The organism is Bacillus sp. SD127 (assembly GCF_058566445.1).
In genome coordinates this window covers 2,723,485-2,736,626 of sequence record NZ_CP191226.1, presented here as the reverse complement: position 1 = coordinate 2,736,626, position 13,142 = coordinate 2,723,485, and the positions used below count along the sequence as shown (strand labels likewise).

Here is a 13,142-nt window from a genome sequence, read left to right as displayed (position 1 = left end):
CTTGGGCCTAGCTCTAGAACCTGAAGTTTATTTGTTCGGGTCCAGCAGTCGGGATGAGAGTTTTCATGAGTGTGGAAAAGCTCACCTTCTTCAACAATCTCTTTTGACATCGATGAAGCCCGATTTTTTTAACAATCGGCTGATTTGGCGGATAATGACCGAGTTTGTATTTACACTGTCTGCGATTTGTTCAGAGGCAAGGTGGTCATATGTACGGCTATCATGAAACAGCTGCTGATTTTTAAACAAACTTGAAAATCAAGAAAAAGCCTGAGATATCTCAGGCTTTTCATTTAGAAATTACAAACCGACGGCTTTCCAGGCTGCTTCAACTTTTGCGGCATCAGTTGAGCCATAAAGGTCACGGGCAGACTGAATGAGGGCGGCCTTCGCATCTTTGAAAGTGGAATAAGGCGTAAGGTACGTTGTTAACGCACGGTAATAAATCTGCTGTGATTTAGATATGCCTAGGCTTGTAATGGTATTATAAGCGGCTTTGTTTGGAATTCCGCTGTTTATGTGTACACCGCCGTAATCGCCTTCATCTGTATTCGGAAGGTTTTGATAGTTGGCGTAATTGTCAGGCTGGTCATATTTTGTCGGATTGGACAAACTGCGGAGAGCCGGCTGGCTGACCGTAATGTCTTCACCGATATCCCAGTCTTCTGTATCAGTGAAATAACCGAATACATCAGAGAACGACTCGTTTAATGCCCCAGGCTGGTTTTCATAGACAAGGTTGGCTGTTTCTTGAGTGACACCGTGTGTCATTTCATGCGCCGTCACATCCAATGAGCCGGAAAGCGGGGAGAAGAAGGAGCCGTCTCCATCACCGTAAATCATTTGATCCCCTGTCCAAGCGGCGTTATTATAACGGCTGCCGTAGTGAACAGAAGAAACGATTTTACTGCCTTTGTTGTCATAGCTGTTTCGTTTAAACGTAGAGTAAAAATAATCGTACACTTTACCCAGGTTATAGTGGGCATCTACAGCTGCGCGCTGTGATGAAGTTGTGAATTTATTTGTTGTACTTGAGACAAGTGTTCCCGGAAGGCGGCTTTGTCTGTTTTGTAAATCATACGTGATAATTTGAGTGCCGGTTGGTTTTGACAGATCTCTTAAAACATATTTGCCGCTTTCATAAGAAATATTCAGAGGAACTGTTGCGCCTTTTAGTGTTGTCCCTGATCCTGTTGCGGCTGCATGTTCTACTTTATTTTGCTGTTTTAAAATGGTGCCTGATTCGGCATCCACTAAGACTTCCCAGTTAGCAGGTTCAGGTTCGATATAGCGAATCGTGACATCGTAAGCCAGACGATAACCGCCGTCCTCTGTTTCTACCGCTTTTAACTCTGCTTTATCGCTGTTTTTTGCGCTTCCGTTAGAAACGGCGTCAGGTGATTTGCCAATGGCTTTAAAAGCGAGTGCCAGTGCTTTGTCAGAGGATACCTTTTGGCTGTTTTCTGTTTTTGAAGCAGACTGATTGTGCAATTCTCCATTGATCGCATAGACATTGTCAGATTTATCGACGTGAACGATCACTTGTGAATCTTTAATAGGCACTCCGTTAATGACGGGCACATATCGAAAGTGCTTGTACCCAAGAGCGTCAGTTGTGCTTTCCACAAGTTTCAGTCTTTTGGCGGGATCGCCTTTAAACACTTTGCTGTTCTTTTTCAAAAACTGTTTGACAGCTTTGTCATTTGGAGCAGAGAGCTCTGTTTGTGCAATGGCGCTTTTAGGGAGAAAGTTTGTTTGATTCTCCTTAAGCTGGTCATTCTCAGCAGCCTGAACACCCGGAAGGCCGATTGATAAACTCATAAACGAAGCAGCGACAACGACGGACAATTTCTTACCTAAACCCACAATAAATCCCCCTTTTTGAAAATACTGAAAAATCTTTATATCGTTATATTAAACGAGCAATCTGGTATTCTCAACAAAAACTAACATAACTAGACAAAATTGATAGAATTGTCCTGTGTTTATTTTTGTTGAATAATATCAAGATGAGTCAAGTGTCATGTGATGGATGAATTGCAAGAGTTATGTCGTCTTTATATCGAAGGGGAGATGAGAAATTTTTGGTTTTTATTGAAACTTTTTAACAAGCGGCTTGTCTAACCGGATGAGGCCTTAATAAGAAGTAAAGGATTGTTGTTCGTGTTTGATTTATTCAGTCATTATGTATTGCATTTTGAACGTTATTTTATTTTGAGCAGGCAAAGCACTTTGCTGATTCAATGGTCAATTGTTGCCCTTGCAGCACTGTATATATTTGCATATCACCCGAAAATCAATCGGTGCCATACATTGTTTTTGGCTGGAGTATTATTACGGGTTGTTTTGCTGGCGGGCGTGTCTGTTGAACTTGTTCATCAGGTGCAGGTAACGAACTTTACCAGCGCTTATTTAAGGGATGAGGGGAATGAACTGCTGCCGCTGCTGCATTTTTTCTTATACGGGTATGTGCTGCTGACGGCTTTTCATTATATGTTAATGCTTCGTGATCATGGCGGAAAAGGGATGTTTTTTACGTTTGATCTGGCTGTTGTCAGCTTGCCGATTGTGCAGATGGTATTCAGTCTCTTTTCGTATTGGAAGCAATATCCTGATGAGATCGAGCCGATTGTATACGGCTCTCTGTTTTTAATGATCGTTCTTCCTATTGTATTGAATGTGCTATTTTTCAAACTGTATTGGAGAACAAATAAGATTTTATTAGGTTTATTTTATTCGCTGATTGTCGGACTCCTTGTACTGCTGCTTGTGCCATATCCCGAACACATTTCGATTGACTATGGTGCTACAATGCCGTATACGATTTATTTGACAATGGCGGGGTTTTTGATGAGTTATCATCTGTTCCAAAAGTCAGGTAAAGCTTATGTGCGTATTAAGAAGAGGCTGACGATCGCTGTCATTGTGATGTTTATTTTGCTCTTAAATCCGATATATAACTTAGGAACGGTTGCTTTTGCTATATCAAAGCCAGCAAATGTCACTGATACATTCAATTTTGTAGGAGAACACATTTCATCTGAAAAAGCGGAACAGATTTTAAAGTCATTTTTTCCGACGGATGAAACATTATTTTTACACAATACAAATATGGATGTGCATTATTTCTACTCATTTAAAAGCATGAGCTATGAGGCAGAGGTTGATGAAGTATCCCAGATGATACGTAATTATCAGTACTTGAAAAAGGCACATGGGAAAACGCTGGCTGATCAGGAATACGTACGAAAGTCAATCGCTTTTCTTGAGCGACACGGACGAGTGTTAAGTAAGGATCATATCGAAACAAAAGTATCTAAAGAAGACGGTCAGACAGCCGTTCGTATATTCCTCAAAAATCAATTTCATAAAAAAGATAACGATGATGATGGCACAGTATGTTATTGGGAAAAGGAAACCTTAATGGGCTTTAGTGAAGACCCTTCAATTTATCAGCTTGATTCCCTTCGGCATGTTCATATCACAGAACAAGACATACACAACAAAGTGAAGGAAATGTTTACAGCTTTGAAAATACCTCAACAGCCTTATCAAATTACAGATATTGAAAGTAACAGCCTGCTTGGAAGCCTGGTGCGGGTTGAAACAAAAGAAGGAATGGTTTTGTCCTTCGAGGCTGAAACCGGCAATTTGCAAAGTCTTTCACTTCCAATTAAAAGAAAAAGTTCACTGACAAACAGTCAGCAGCTGCAGCAGATGTTATCGGTCTTCGAAGCGGATGGATCAGAAATAAAGAAAAAAAGCAGGCAGAGTGATAAGGTGGTGTATTCTGATTCCTCTAAAACATATGAGTTTTTTGAAGATCAAGGGTTGCTAAACGTTTATGTTTACAACGATACACCCGATAATTCATTCCCGTATACGTATCGTGATGGCAAATTGGCTTATGAAAAAGTAGCTTCTGTATATAAGGATGTCATTTACAAAAAACGCATGCGTCCGATTATCGTTCAAAGAGGGAATGAACGCCATTATGCATGGCTGATCATTATTCAGCCGTTCGGCTCAAATCGTCATGATGCTTATGTGGTGGATGGAGAATCTCAAGAGGTGAAAAGTCTTTATGAATCATAGAGAAAAAGAGTCTGTGTTTTTAGATTTATACGACCTATATAAAGAAAGAGAGCTAGAGGATGAATCAATGGAATGGATGAAACAGCATGAGCCGTTATATCAAAAAAATGCGGAAGGCTTAAAGAGTGAATCTTGTTCAAAGAGAACTGAAGATGAGAGCCAAATCAGACATATGAAAGTATATATGTCTTCCATGTATATCTGTTTCATTTTATTGGCCATTTGGATGACGGTGTGGTTTTATTTTTAATGAAACAGAAGGATTCGATTGAGAATTTGTATCGACAGTATTACCAGGAGATTTTGAATTATCTATTCCGGAGAACTCATCAACTCGAAACAGCCAAGGATTTAGCACAGGACACTTTTGTGAAAGCCTTTAACGGGCTTGCTTCATTTAAAGGGCACTCCTCCATCAGAACGTGGCTGTATACGATTGCACACCATACATTTATTAATTGGTACCGAAGGGAAGTTAAATACCAATTTACTGATATCAGCTTAAATGAAGGACTGAAGCAAACGATTTATGAACAGCCTGAACAGTATCTTTCGCGGACGGTTAAAAGTGATACGTTGTGGCAAGAGCTCCTGCAGCTAAAGGATCAGCACCAATCCGTTTTGATTTTAAGAGAATTTCAAGAGCTTTCTTATGAGGAAATCGCCGAAATCTTAGGCTGGAGCCTTTCGAAAGTGAAAACCACTCTTCACCGGGCTAGATTAGAGCTCAAGAAAAACATGACGAAAAGAAGAGAGGAGGAGCGGATATGATCTGCTTTCTAGTAAGAGACCTTCTCCCTCTGTATATTGAAGGTGATTGCAAAAAAGAAACGGAAAACTTCATTGAAAAGCATATGAACACCTGCCGCAGCTGCAGAGAAATGTTTGAACAGATGTCTGAGCCTTTTGAGTTTAAAGATGAACAGCCCCCTCAAGATGCTTTTCTGCCTGAAGAAGAAATCCGTTTTAAACAAAGATACTATGGTTTGCTGATTATTAAAGCAGCCTTCTGGTTTGGAGCTGTGTTTGCTGTGATGCTGATCATCAAACTGCTGATATAAAGGAAAAGCGCTTGCCGGATTTACGGACAAGCGCTTTTCTTACATTAAGCTTGCGGATGAAGCATTTGGTAGATGGCTGCAAGCTGTTCTTGAGACAGTGCACCGAAGAGCTTTTCATAAAAATCAGCCTGCTCCGGTGTCGCACCAGCTTCTAAAGCTGCATCTTTATCAAAGCTGTACGCTCCATCTTCTGAAACAATGGATGCCTGCAGAATATGAATTTTAAGGGAAACAGCGGCGAAAAATTGGTCAAGCGCGAGTGCTTCTTTTTCTGTGAAGCCGAGCTCAACAGCTTTTTCTGTATCAAATTTGTAGCTGCCGTCTTCAACATACACACATTGTGAAACAATATCGAAGAATTCAGATGTCGATTCCCACAATTTTGCAATGATTTGAGCCTCTTCTTGTGTCATTCCTAACTCGACAGCTTTTTCACTGTCAAAATAATAAACCCCGTCTTTTTCATATATACATTGATTTAATAAATCGAAAAATGTATTCAGGTCTTCATTTGTGATTGTCTCCTGCAAAGCAGGTGTGCTGTGACTAACTGTTTTTGCGCTTGCGGCATCGGGTCCGAAAGTAAGCAGGGTGGCTGAGGTCAGTGCGGCAGTTGTAAGTATGGCTTTTTTTACAAATGGTTTCTTCATGTTTCGTCTCTCCCTTTTGTGAATTGTGGTACAAATCCCATTATAGGGAGAGGCTGGTGTGAGGAAAATAGGCTTTATGGTAGTTTGTGTATATCAATGTCGAACCACTTTTGTTTGGTTAAAAGTGTCATATTTAGAACGATTGTCCATGAATGGATGTTGTTTTGCTTCTTCCCGCCTAGGAAACAGGGGAGATAAGCCTTACGCAACGAAAAAACACCGCATTCATTTGCGGTGTTTTTGATTACAATGTCTTTAGCAAGGATAAGCTTTTAATCGAGTAATCCTTGCTCACGCATTTTCTTTTTTAACGTAAATCCGCTTCCCATAACGGCGCAAACGAGCACAATGCTGGCGATAATGCCCCACGCGCTTTTTTCGGCGATAAAGACGCCGATCAGCATTATGCTGAAAACCGCTGCAAATGCAAATAATAATAAAAGCCAATTCATTTTTTTCATATTTCCATCCCCTTTTACGTCTTATAATAAGTTTACAGAAAAACGTGACGCTTTTAAAGAGGATGTGTGGTATAATATGAAAGTTATCTAATTTTTTTAGGAGATGAAAAAGTGAAACTTCGAAATGATCTTCGCAACATCGCGATTATTGCCCACGTTGACCATGGGAAAACGACTCTAGTCGATCAGCTTTTACACCAGGCTGGTACATTCCGTGCCAACGAACAAGTTGCTGAACGCGCAATGGACTCAAACGATCTTGAACGCGAACGCGGCATTACAATTTTGGCGAAAAATACTGCGATTAACTATAAAGATACACGCATCAATATTTTGGATACCCCTGGACACGCAGACTTTGGGGGAGAGGTAGAACGGATTATGAAAATGGTTGACGGCGTACTGCTTGTCGTTGACGCATATGAAGGCTGCATGCCTCAAACTCGCTTCGTTCTGAAGAAAGCTCTTGAGCAAAACTTGAACCCGGTTGTTGTTGTGAACAAAATCGACCGTGATTTCGCACGTCCTGAAGAAGTTATCGATGAGGTTCTTGACCTGTTCATCGAGCTTGACGCAAATGAAGAACAGCTCGAATTCCCGGTGGTATATGCTTCCGCGATTAATGGAACAGCGAGCCTTGACCCTAAGCAGCAAGATGAAAACATGGAAGCTTTATATGAAACGATTATTAAGCATGTTCCGGCACCTGTTGAGAATGCAGATGAGCCGCTTCAATTCCAAGTTGCACTTCTTGATTATAACGACTATGTAGGCCGTATCGGAATCGGACGTGTTTTCCGCGGTACGATGAAAGTCGGTCAGCAGGTTTCTCTTATGAAGCTTGACGGTACAGCTAAATCATTCCGTGTGACAAAAATCTTTGGTTTCCAAGGCTTAAAACGGGTGGAAATTGAAGAAGCAAAAGCGGGAGACCTCGTTGCGGTTTCCGGTATGGAAGATATCAACGTCGGTGAAACAGTTTGTCCTGTAGAGCATCAAGAACCGCTTCCGGTGCTTCGTATTGATGAACCGACACTTCAAATGACATTTGTCGTGAATAACAGCCCGTTTGCCGGCCGTGAAGGGAAATATGTGACAGCCCGTAAAATTGAAGAGCGCCTTCAGTCACAGCTGCAGACTGATGTCAGCTTGCGTGTCGAGCCTACAGCTTCTCCAGATGCTTGGGTGGTTTCCGGCCGCGGTGAGCTTCACCTGTCTATTTTAATTGAAAACATGCGCCGTGAAGGCTATGAGCTTCAAGTGTCAAAACCTGAAGTTATCATCAAAGAAATTGACGGTGTACGCTGTGAGCCTGTAGAGCGCGTGCAAATTGATGTTCCGGAAGAGCATACAGGCTCTGTAATGGAATCAATGGGAGCGCGTAAAGGTGAAATGATCGATATGATTAACAACGGTAACGGCCAAGTCCGTTTAATCTTTACAGTGCCTTCCCGCGGATTGATCGGTTACTCAACAGAGTTCCTGTCATTAACACGCGGCTTCGGTATCCTGAACCATACGTTTGACAGTTACCAGCCGATGCAGGCGGGCCAAGTCGGCGGACGCCGTCAAGGTGTGCTTGTGTCAATGGAAAACGGAAAAGCGACATCTTACGGAATTCAAGGGATTGAAGACCGCGGTGTGATCTTTGTTGAACCTGGTACTGAAGTTTATGAAGGAATGATTGTCGGAGAGCATAACCGTGACAACGACCTTGTTGTCAATGTCAGCAAAATGAAACAGCAGACAAACGTCCGCTCTGCAACAAAAGATCAAACAACAACAATTAAAAAAGCGCGCATCATGTCTCTTGAAGAATCTTTAGAGTACTTAAACGAAGATGAATACTGCGAAGTAACGCCTGAATCCATCCGTTTAAGAAAGAAAATCCTTAATAAAAACGAACGTGAAAAAGCGGCTAAAAAGAAAAAAACAGCAGGATTGTCTTAATCCCTTGCAGAATTTGAAAAGATAGAACCCGTACGCTGCAGGGGAGGGAATCTTTTTGAATGACGTAAGCGAACGCCTGTCGTTCTTCGCCGCTCTATATCAAGTGGACCGGCAGCCAGCAGCAGGCATGTGGCTGCTGTATGGCACCATTTTTGTTTTAGCTGTTATTGTGTTTAAGCTTGGATTTGCAAAACGGCTTCCGGTATTAAAATCAGCAGTGGTGTACTTATTTCTGGCTTTAGGCTGCACTGTTTTGACTTTTCTCGGTGTATTTTTGCCTGTGGCAGAGGGATTGGTCGTCGCTGCATTGATTTTAATCATTTACAAAATTCGGCTGTATCAGTCGAAAAAGGAACAGTCCGCAAAATCATGAAAAAAGACTCAGCATCTCGCTGAGTCTTTTTTTGTATTCTGTATGAATAGCTGCCGCTTTATTTTTTAACTTTTTCTTTCTTCTGCTGTCCCGGGTGAAATGTAAACTTTCCGGTTTTCAGCCGTTCTTCTGTTTTTTTTGCAATTCGGTCATGGCATTCCTGGCACATATATGTATGGATCGGACGGTTTCTCAGCCGTTTCGCGATCAGGGTTTCATCATCAATCGTTTCAATTTTATCGCAAATGGAACATTGGACCCTCATCATATCACCTCTTTCACTCTAATATGCATTATATCATGGATCAGATGCTGTCCAAAATAAGAAAAAGCTAAAGCCGAAAGGGCTCTAGCTTAATCATTATTATTCTTTTTCATATGATGATCAGATTGATCGTTTTGTTCCGTTTCCATTTCCTTCTCTTGCTTTCTGTTTAATTGATCGTTTTGCTGCTTGGTTTGCGGTTCATCTTCATCGTCAATCACATCGTTAGGCACTTCCGGAAGCACCCGGCCGACAATCGCGGCCAGTTCATCTAAAATCCCCGTAACAGGACGGCCTTCACTGATCTCTCGTCCCATTTCATTGAGACGGCTGACGGTATCAGGATCAGCAACCACAACTGCATTGGCGCCGTGCCGATCATTTTTTAAAGCCTGTGCCACAGAGTATTTGATGGTTTCGACTTTGCTTCTATCCAGGTTATCGTCGACGTCAATTCCTACTACAGCATATCCTCCAAGCACAATAGCTGTCGCATCCTTGACATCCGGCACTTTTTCCGCAACGCCGACAAGATGCTTGGCAATATCAGTTCTAGTTCCATTGTCTTTTGTTTCCTGAGATGTGTCCTTTACGTGAATCGGTTTTGTTTCCTGCTGTCTTGTTGATTCTTTTTCAATATTTTGCTCCTGTCTTCCCTGTTGAACAGCGCAGGCGGACAAAATGAGTGTGAGCTGTATGATAATGAAAAGAATTCGCACTTGCGGTTTCCCTCCTTGAAATGCATTCATTAATTTTATTGTTGAATTAACCTTCTATCTTTATTCACAAAAACATATATTTTAGCAGGCGTTCACCTTTTTCATCGTAAGAGAAGCAGGAAGAACTTTGACCACCCTTATATCAGGAGGCTGAGACTTGAGTAAAATTTATGTGTTAGATACGAATGTGTTATTACAGGATCCTAACGCTATTTTTTCTTTTGAAGAAAATGAAGTTGTCATCCCTGCTGTCGTTTTAGAAGAGGTTGATTCCAAGAAACGATATATGGACGAAGTTGGGAGGAATGCGAGGCACGTATCTAAGCTGATAGACGCGCTAAGACTGAAGGGGAGGCTGCATGAGAAGGTTCCGCTTGATACGGGGGGAACGCTCAGAATTGAATTAAACCACCGTTCCTTTCACCAGCTTCAAGAAATTTTTATCGAAAAAACGAATGATAATCGTATATTAGCCGTTGCTAAAAACTTAAGCCTTGAAGAAGAGACGAAGGAAGACGGCAGGCCTGTGATCCTTGTCAGCAAGGATGTATTAGTCAGAGTCAAAGCGGATGCCATCGGCCTTCTTGCTGAAGATTTCTTAAATGACAGGGTTGTGGACAATGATGAAATGTACAGCGGATATAAGGATTTATATATAAACCAGCAGCTATTTAGCTCTTTTTACGGAAAAAAACAAATTTCAGTTCAGGATATGAAGCAGCATGCATTTTACCCAAACCAGTTTGCCTTAATGAAGGATGAATTAGGAGGGTCGTCCTCTGCCGTCGGTATTGCGGATAAAACGGGCACGGTCCTAAAAAGACTTGTGTTTGATGATGAACACGTATGGGGAATCAGGCCGAGAAATGTTCAGCAGACAATGGCGTTAGAGCTTTTGCTGCGAGAAGATATTCCGCTGGTGACGCTGATCGGAAAAGCCGGAACCGGGAAAACGTTGCTTGCTTTGGCAGCGGGGCTTTTACAGACAGAAGATTTAGGGATATATAAGAAGCTGGTCGTGGCAAGGCCGATTGTTCCTGTCGGCAAGGATATCGGATACTTACCGGGTGAAAAAGAGGAGAAGCTAAAGCCTTGGATGCAGCCGATTTTTGATAACTTAGAGTTTCTGTTTAATGCCAAGAAACCGGGAGAGCTCGAGGCGATTTTGGCGGGGATCGGTTCGATCCAGGTAGAGGCGCTGACGTATATCAGAGGGAGAAGCATTCCTGATCAATTTATAATCATTGATGAAGCGCAAAATTTGACCAGGCATGAAGTGAAAACACTTCTTACAAGAGTGGGAGAAGGCAGTAAAATTGTCTTAATGGGCGATCCTGAACAGATTGATCACCCATATTTAGACAGTCTGAATAATGGTCTGGCATATGTTGTTGAGCGGTTTAAAGGACAACCTATCTCCGGCAGTGTGAAGCTTTTAAAAGGTGAGAGATCCGGGCTTGCCCAGCTTGCCGCTGACTTGCTGTGACGATTTAAATGATGTCGATCTCTTTTATATTGGTGATTGGCTGTTCGTGATCAACTGGATCTTCAAAATAAATATGAACTGGGCCGCCTTCCTGAATCGGCTTGCCTGCCTGGCTGAAATGGACAATACTGTTCAGCGCGGTTTCAAGAGGAACAGCGGCTTTACCGGAACTTGTAATAAATACACATTGTGATGCAGAGCTGAGCGGCTCGGCATTTTTCAGCACATTTCCCAATTTCATTGCGAAGCTGCCGTTCATCAGTTTTTGTTTCTCAAATTGTTTTTCCGTCTTTAATGTAGGCGGCGCAATCCGTCCTTCTCTAATAACACGTTCAGTGTCAAGGCCAGATTCATTCTCAGCCGTATGAAAATTGATTTCTTGGCCGTCCCCTTTACGGTCAAATGAAAATTTGCGATCATCAAAAATCCATACGCTAGGATCAATCGTAATCGGATATGTAACATTGCCTTTTACTTGTATAACGCTCATGGTATAACCCCCTTCTCTCAAAATTATAAAAGTTTTCGCATGAATTGTCACTTTGTGTAACAAATTATATGTATTGAGATGCTCAGGGAGCGAGGGTGGTCGCATGGTATGCCGGCATAATGACGAGCTGGAAGCGTTAGTGAAAGAAGCGAAAAAGGTGACAGGCAAGGGAGCGGTGGCCAGCTATATTCCCGCTTTAGCAAAAGCTGATCAGCACGATCTTTCAGTAGCGATTTATTATTCAAATAATACTTGTCTGTCAGCGGGTGACGTAGAAAAAACATTTACTCTTCAAAGTATATCGAAAGTGCTCTCGCTTGCCCTTGTGTTAATGGAATACGGCAAGGACAGAGTCTTCAGTTATGTCGGACAGGAGCCGACCGGTGATCCGTTTAATTCAATCATTAAGCTTGAAACCGTGAATCCGAGCAAACCGCTAAATCCTATGATAAATGCCGGAGCATTGGTTGTCACCAGCTTGTTGAAAGGACAAACGTCTAAAGAGAGACTCGATTATCTGCTTTCTTTCATCAGAAAATTGACAAACAACCAAGGCATCACCTACTGCCGGGACGTAGCTGAGTCTGAATACAGCACATCTATGATTAATCGGGCGATGTGTTATTATATGAAGCAGTACGGGATTTTTGAGGATGATGTGGAAGCAGTAATGGATTTATATACGAAGCAATGTGCGATTGAGATGAACAGTCTTGATTTAGCAAAAATCGGGGCTGTGTTTGCGCTCAACGGCAGGCACCCGGAAACAGGAGAACAAGTCATTTCGAATGATGTCGCGAGAATTTGCAAGACGTTTATGGTCACCTGCGGAATGTATAATGCAAGCGGTGAATTTGCGATTAAGGTCGGAATTCCTGCGAAAAGCGGAGTATCAGGAGGGATTATGGGCATTTCACCCTATGATTTTGGCATCGGCATTTTCGGCCCGGCTTTGGATGAAAAAGGGAACAGCATTGCAGGTGTAAAGCTTTTGAAAATAATGTCTGAAACGTACAAGCTGAGTATTTTTTAATTTATGTCATCTGTTTAAATCCTCTTGCATTTTCTGCTGATACCCTTTATGATAAATAGAAGAATTAGGTACTCGCCTGGGGAACGGAGGGATACTTTTGGCTTCAGAGATGATAGTCGACCATCGGCAAAAAGCTTTTGAGCTACTGAAAGTTGACGCTGAGAAGATTTTGAAGCTGATCCGAGTACAAATGGATAACTTAACGATGCCTCAATGTCCTCTATATGAAGAGGTATTAGATACTCAAATGTTCGGACTTTCGAGGGAAATCGATTTTGCTGTCCGCCTGGGATTGGTTGACGAAAAAGATGGAAAAGACCTTTTATACACATTAGAACGCGAATTGTCTGCTTTGCACGACGCGTTTACAGGTAAATAAATGATAAAACTCAAACTAATTAACAGTTTGGGTTTTTTTATAACCGCTTGCTTTTTTCACCGTTAATGACGGTCTCTTTTTGTGCATTTCATCCGAATCGTATAGAGAATCTTCGTGTCGTTTGATAAATTGTAGTAAAATAAAAAATATAAATACATAAAAACCATAGGTAATGGAAGT

At 41.8% G+C, this 13,142-nt stretch carries 15 protein-coding genes; 9 read left to right on the top strand and 6 right to left on the bottom strand.

Features of this window, described 5'->3' with window-relative positions; all coding sequences use genetic code 11:
* Positions 1-300: 300 nt before the first annotated feature.
* Positions 301-1,866, bottom strand: coding sequence for a M4 family metallopeptidase (locus ACQVGS_RS14190; protein WP_095714832.1), 1,566 nt, complete (start codon positions 1,864-1,866; stop codon positions 301-303).
* A 288-nt stretch (positions 1,867-2,154) separates the two neighbouring features.
* Here ACQVGS_RS14190 and ACQVGS_RS14185 point away from each other — a divergent pair, with 288 nt between their 5' ends.
* The 4 genes from ACQVGS_RS14185 to ACQVGS_RS14170 are packed head-to-tail and all read left to right on the top strand — an operon-like array spanning position 2,155 to position 5,156.
* A complete protein-coding gene (locus ACQVGS_RS14185) occupies positions 2,155-4,095 on the top strand; it encodes a hypothetical protein (protein WP_255004414.1) in 1,941 nt (646 codons plus the stop codon).
* The gene (locus tag ACQVGS_RS14180; protein WP_255004416.1) at positions 4,085-4,345 is read left to right on the top strand and encodes a hypothetical protein; all 261 of its coding nucleotides are present in this window, start codon (positions 4,085-4,087) and stop codon (positions 4,343-4,345) included. Before ACQVGS_RS14185 ends, ACQVGS_RS14180 begins: the two co-directional genes overlap by 11 nt.
* Positions 4,345-4,866 carry a sigma-70 family RNA polymerase sigma factor gene (locus ACQVGS_RS14175; protein ID WP_255004459.1) on the top strand — a complete coding sequence of 174 codons (522 nt, stop codon included), beginning with the start codon at positions 4,345-4,347 and terminating at the stop codon, positions 4,864-4,866. Before ACQVGS_RS14180 ends, ACQVGS_RS14175 begins: the two co-directional genes overlap by 1 nt.
* Complete coding sequence (locus ACQVGS_RS14170) at positions 4,863-5,156, top strand: zf-HC2 domain-containing protein (protein ID WP_095714831.1); 294 nt, start codon at positions 4,863-4,865, stop codon at positions 5,154-5,156. The genes ACQVGS_RS14175 and ACQVGS_RS14170 overlap by 4 nt, the downstream gene beginning before the upstream one ends.
* 44 nt (positions 5,157-5,200) lie before the next feature.
* Here the strand turns inward: ACQVGS_RS14170 and ACQVGS_RS14165 are convergent, their stop codons facing one another.
* Both ACQVGS_RS14165 and ACQVGS_RS14160 read right to left on the bottom strand, forming a co-directional pair.
* Entirely contained in the window at positions 5,201-5,806 is a 606-nt protein-coding gene (locus tag ACQVGS_RS14165) for a hypothetical protein (RefSeq protein ID WP_101860687.1), read from the bottom strand.
* 272 nt (positions 5,807-6,078) lie between these two features.
* Entirely contained in the window at positions 6,079-6,267 is a 189-nt protein-coding gene (locus tag ACQVGS_RS14160; RefSeq protein ID WP_010334117.1) for a YlaF family protein, read from the bottom strand.
* A gap of 111 nt (positions 6,268-6,378) precedes the next feature.
* On the opposite strand from ACQVGS_RS14160, the gene typA reads away from it, so the two are divergent.
* Together typA and ACQVGS_RS14150 are read left to right on the top strand one after the other, a co-directional pair.
* Positions 6,379-8,217, top strand: coding sequence for a translational GTPase TypA (gene typA / locus ACQVGS_RS14155; RefSeq protein WP_010334118.1), 1,839 nt, complete (start codon positions 6,379-6,381; stop codon positions 8,215-8,217).
* Positions 8,218-8,272: 55 nt separating this feature from the next.
* Positions 8,273-8,590, top strand: coding sequence for a YlaH-like family protein (locus ACQVGS_RS14150; RefSeq protein WP_024121276.1), 318 nt, complete (start codon positions 8,273-8,275; stop codon positions 8,588-8,590).
* A gap of 58 nt (positions 8,591-8,648) precedes the next feature.
* Here the strand turns inward: ACQVGS_RS14150 and ACQVGS_RS14145 are convergent, their stop codons facing one another.
* On the bottom strand, positions 8,649-8,858 hold the full coding sequence (locus ACQVGS_RS14145) for a YlaI family protein (RefSeq protein WP_081638297.1): 210 nt from the start codon (positions 8,856-8,858) through the stop codon (positions 8,649-8,651).
* A gap of 86 nt (positions 8,859-8,944) precedes the next feature.
* The gene (locus tag ACQVGS_RS14140; protein ID WP_101865171.1) at positions 8,945-9,574 is read right to left on the bottom strand and encodes a YhcN/YlaJ family sporulation lipoprotein; all 630 of its coding nucleotides are present in this window, start codon (positions 9,572-9,574) and stop codon (positions 8,945-8,947) included.
* 157 nt (positions 9,575-9,731) lie between these two features.
* On the opposite strand from ACQVGS_RS14140, the gene ACQVGS_RS14135 reads away from it, so the two are divergent.
* Positions 9,732-11,060 carry a PhoH family protein gene (locus ACQVGS_RS14135; RefSeq protein WP_024121278.1) on the top strand — a complete coding sequence of 443 codons (1,329 nt, stop codon included), beginning with the start codon at positions 9,732-9,734 and terminating at the stop codon, positions 11,058-11,060.
* Positions 11,061-11,064: 4 nt separating this feature from the next.
* Here ACQVGS_RS14135 and ACQVGS_RS14130 read toward each other — a convergent pair whose 3' ends face one another.
* A complete protein-coding gene (locus tag ACQVGS_RS14130) occupies positions 11,065-11,550 on the bottom strand; it encodes a hypothetical protein (protein ID WP_103671640.1) in 486 nt (161 codons plus the stop codon).
* Positions 11,551-11,653: 103 nt separating this feature from the next.
* Here ACQVGS_RS14130 and glsA point away from each other — a divergent pair, with 103 nt between their 5' ends.
* Together glsA and ACQVGS_RS14120 are read left to right on the top strand one after the other, a co-directional pair.
* Positions 11,654-12,583 (top strand): glutaminase A, encoded by a 930-nt coding sequence (gene glsA, locus ACQVGS_RS14125; protein ID WP_106020362.1) that lies wholly within the window; start codon positions 11,654-11,656, stop codon positions 12,581-12,583.
* Positions 12,584-12,680: 97 nt separating this feature from the next.
* Positions 12,681-12,962, top strand: a complete 282-nt coding sequence (locus ACQVGS_RS14120) for an Fpa/YlaN family protein (protein WP_003221339.1) — start codon at positions 12,681-12,683, stop codon at positions 12,960-12,962.
* Positions 12,963-13,142 lie beyond the last annotated feature (180 nt).